The 4,049-nt window shown below is 31.5% G+C and carries 3 protein-coding genes and 1 other annotated feature; all 3 genes read left to right on the forward strand.

What is annotated here, in order from left to right:
* Nucleotides 1–583, forward strand: a 583-nt coding sequence (fdhD, locus tag VJ881_00765; GenBank protein ID HKL74571.1) for a formate dehydrogenase accessory sulfurtransferase FdhD, incomplete at its 5' end; no start/stop codon positions are given.
* Nucleotides 584–685: 102 nt separating this feature from the next.
* Nucleotides 686–931: a binding site (T-box leader), on the forward strand.
* 67 nt (nucleotides 932–998) lie between these two features.
* On the forward strand, nucleotides 999–3,644 hold the full coding sequence (locus tag VJ881_00770; protein HKL74572.1) for a valine--tRNA ligase: 2,646 nt from the start codon (nucleotides 999–1,001) through the stop codon (nucleotides 3,642–3,644).
* Between the two features lie 151 nt (nucleotides 3,645–3,795).
* The coding region (locus VJ881_00775; protein HKL74573.1) for a glycoside hydrolase family 65 protein at nucleotides 3,796–4,049 on the forward strand (254 nt) is incomplete at its 3' end.

Raw genomic sequence — 4,049 nt, forward strand, 5'->3', positions numbered from 1 at the left:
GTATGTAGAAGAGATGGCCCTGGGGAGGGCTTATTGTGAAGGGCTTATTGACGGATTGGACGAAGTATCTGAAATTACTTTTCTTAATGATAAAAATATAATAAAAATAAGAAGTAAAAAAGATTTTAAGAGTAAGAATAAAATTAACAAAGAAAAAGATGATTATTTTAATAAAAATAAAATAAAACCTTCTTTAATATTTAAAATCATTAATGACCTTAGTTCTAAATCGAAAATATTTCAAAAAACAGGCGGAGTTCATAATGCTCTATTAGCAGATGAAAAAGGAGAAATAATTGCATTTAGAGAGGATATAGCAAGACATAATACTGTTGATAAAATAATAGCTTATATTTTGAAAAATAATTTTGACATTTCTAATAAAATTCTAGCTCTTAGCTGTCGCATTTCTACAAAAATTATTAATAAAATAGCAAAAATAGGACTTCCAGTTATTATTACTCAATCACCACCATCACTAAATGCAGTTAATATTGCAGATGAAAAAAGTATTACTATTGCTGGTTTTGTTCGAAAGGATAGAATGAATGTTTATACTCATCCTGAAAGAATAAAGAAATAGCTTATAATAATCAAAAATAATATTTAGAATTTTAGAACTATTTCATTTTACTTGACAAATTGCTACTAAAGTTATATTATAATTACTAAATATAAATAAAAAATAATAACTATGAACAGGAAGAGTAATTCCGCTATACTGACAGAGATTGGAGTTCAAAGGCTGAAAAACTCCTCAGTTAAAAGGAATGAATGTCGCCTGGGAGTTACTTGAATGAAATTAAGTAGTTCAAGTCGGTTTATAACCGTTATTTAAATTGAGTACTGATTGCAATTTCTAGCATAAGTAAGAGTTGCAGTTGGAATTTAAGGTGGTAACTACGAAAAAAGGTCCTTTTTCGTCCTTAACTGGACGGGGGAGGACTTTTTCTAATTTTTATATAAAAAGTTTATTAAAATAAGAGGAGGATTTTAAAATGGCAGAGTTAGATAAGACATATGATCCTGATCAGGTTGAAGACAAATGGTATGATAGTTGGGAGAATAAAGGATATTTTAAACCAGAACTTGATGAAAACAAAGAAGCATACAGTATTATGATGCCGCCCCCAAATATAACCGGGCAACTACATCTAGGTCATGCTCTTGATAATACTTTGCAGGACATTTACACTCGTTATAAGAGGATGCAGGGATTTGATACTCTCTGGTTACCAGGAACTGATCATGCAAGTATTGCAACTGAAGTTAAAGTAACAAATAAGTTGAGAGAAGAAGGAAAAGAAAAGGCAGATGTAGGAAGAGAAGGTTTTATAGAAGAAGCCTGGGAATGGAAAGAGGAGTATGGTGATAGAATAACAAGTCAATTAAGAAAAATGGGATCTTCCTGTGATTGGTCTAGAGAAAGATTTACGATGGATGAAGGTTGTAATAAAGCTGTAAGAGAGGTTTTTGTTGACCTATATGATAAGGGGTTGATATACCAGGGAGATTATATTGTAAACTGGTGTCCGGATTGTCATACTACTTTATCTAATGTTGAGGTAGAACATGAAGAAAAGGAAGGAAAGATATATCATCTTAAATATCCTTTTAAAAATAAAGAGGGACATATTACAGTAGCTACTACCAGACCTGAAACCATGTTAGGTGATACGGCTGTTGCTGTTGATCCTGATGATGAAAGATATAAAGACCTAATTGGAGAAACTGTAATCTTACCATTAATGGATAGAGAAATAACTATTATTAAAGATGAATATGTGGATAGTGAATTTGGAACTGGTATGGTAAAGGTTACACCAGCCCATGATCCTAATGATTTTGAAATAGGAGAAAGACATGATTTAGAGATAATTAAAGTTATTGATGAAGATGCCAAAATGACTGAAGCTGCTGGTGAATATGCAGGACTTGATCGTTATGAATGTCGAGAAAAAGTCGTTCAAGATCTTGATGAAAAAGGTCTATTAGTTAAGATAGAAGAACATGAACACTCAGTTGGTCAGTGTTATCGTTGTGATACAGTAATTGAACCTATGGTTTCTAAACAGTGGTTTGTAAAAATGGAACCTCTGGCAGAACCAGCCATAAAAGCTGTTAAAGAAGGAGATATTAGGTTTATTCCTGAAAGATTTAGCAAAGTTTATCTAAATTGGATGGAAAATATTGAAGATTGGTGTATTTCCAGACAACTTTGGTGGGGACATAGAATTCCTGTCTGGTATTGTCAGGATTGTGGAGAGGTAATAGTAGAAAAAGAAGAACCAAAAACCTGTCCAGCCTGTGGCAGTGAAAATTTAAAACAGGATGAAGATGTATTAGACACCTGGTTTAGTTCTGGACTCTGGCCTTTTTCAACTTTAGGCTGGCCTGAAGACACTCAAGACTTAAAACATTTTTATCCTACTGATATGTTAGTTACTGGTAGAGATATTATCTTTTTCTGGGTAGCAAGAATGATTTTTATGGGCTTAGAATTTATGGATGAAATTCCATTTTCCGATGTATATATTCATGGTTTAATTAGAGATGCCCAGGGAAGAAAGATGAGCAAATCATTGGGTAATGGTATTGATCCGATTGAAGTTATTGAAGAATTTGGAGCAGATGCTTTAAGATTTACATTAATTAAAGGAAATACTCCTGGTAATGACATGCGTTTTAGAGAGGAAAGACTGGAAGCAAGTAGAAATTTTGCAAATAAGATCTGGAATGCATCAAGATTTATTTTGATGAACATTGAAGACTTAGAATGGGATAAAATCGATGAAGAAGAACTTGAATATACTTTAGCTGATAAATGGATGATCAGTCGTTTTAATAAAGTAACTGCAAAGGTAGAAAAGGCTCTTGCTAATTATAATTTTGGTCTTGTAAGTGAAACACTTTATGACTTTATCTGGAGTGAATTCTGTGATTGGTATATTGAACTTATAAAACCTCGTTTATATCAGGATGAAGATCTAAGTGCCAAAAGAACTGCTCAATATGTGGGTACAAATATACTAGAGGGTATTTTGAGATTGTTACATCCTGTTATGCCTTTTATTACCGAAGAAATTTGGCAAAAGCTTCCTAATGGTACTGGTGAAAGTATTATGTTAGCTAAGTGGCCTGAAGTAGAAGAAAATAAAATTGATGAAAAAATTGAGAAGGAAATGGACATTGCCATGGATGTAATAACTTCAATTAGAAATATTAGAAATGAAATGAAAGTAAATCCTGGTAAACAAATTGAAGCTATTTTAATTTCTGAAAATAAGATAGATATTTTGGAAAAAGGTGAAGATTATATTAAAGATTTAGCTAAGGTTGAAGATCTTTCTATTAAAAAGGAAGTTGATAAAAAACCTGATAAGTCATCTACAGCTATTGTTAATGGTATTGAAATCATTTTACCTCTTGCTGGTATGGTTGATATTGAAAAAGAAATAAAAAGACTTGAAAAAGAATTAGATGAGATAAAATCAGAAATTAAAAGAGCTAAAGGAAAATTAAATACTGATGGTTTTGTTAATAAAGCTCCAGAAGATGTAGTACAGGAAGAAAGAGATAAGCTTGAAGAATATAAAAATAAAAAAGAAAAAATAAATAAAAGATTAAAAGAGCTTAGAAACTAAATGGATTTATTTTCTTAACTTAACATGGAAATCCTTGAGGGTTTATATCTCAAGGATTTTTGTGTTTGGATTGTGATTTTAATTATTTGACCACCAGCTCTATATGTAATAAAATATTAATAGTGTGTACTTGTGGAAAGGAGGTTTTTTTATGAGAGATTTTCATTATAAGAAATATAAAGCCAAATCTCTCTATGATTATGAACCCTGGAGAATAACTGAAGACAAATTTAAAGTTGAAAATAATCATCATAATGAGTCTATATTTGCTTTAGGTAATGGATATATGGGATTGAGAGGAACCTTAGAAGAAGATTATTCCGGGCCAAAAGAAACAACAACACCTGGCTTTTATATAAATGGAATTTATGGATCTGAAAGAATTATATATGGAGAGGAAGCACC

It is taken from the genome of Halanaerobiales bacterium, from assembly GCA_035270125.1.
GTDB lineage: Bacteria > Bacillota > Halanaerobiia > Halanaerobiales > DATFIM01 > DATFIM01.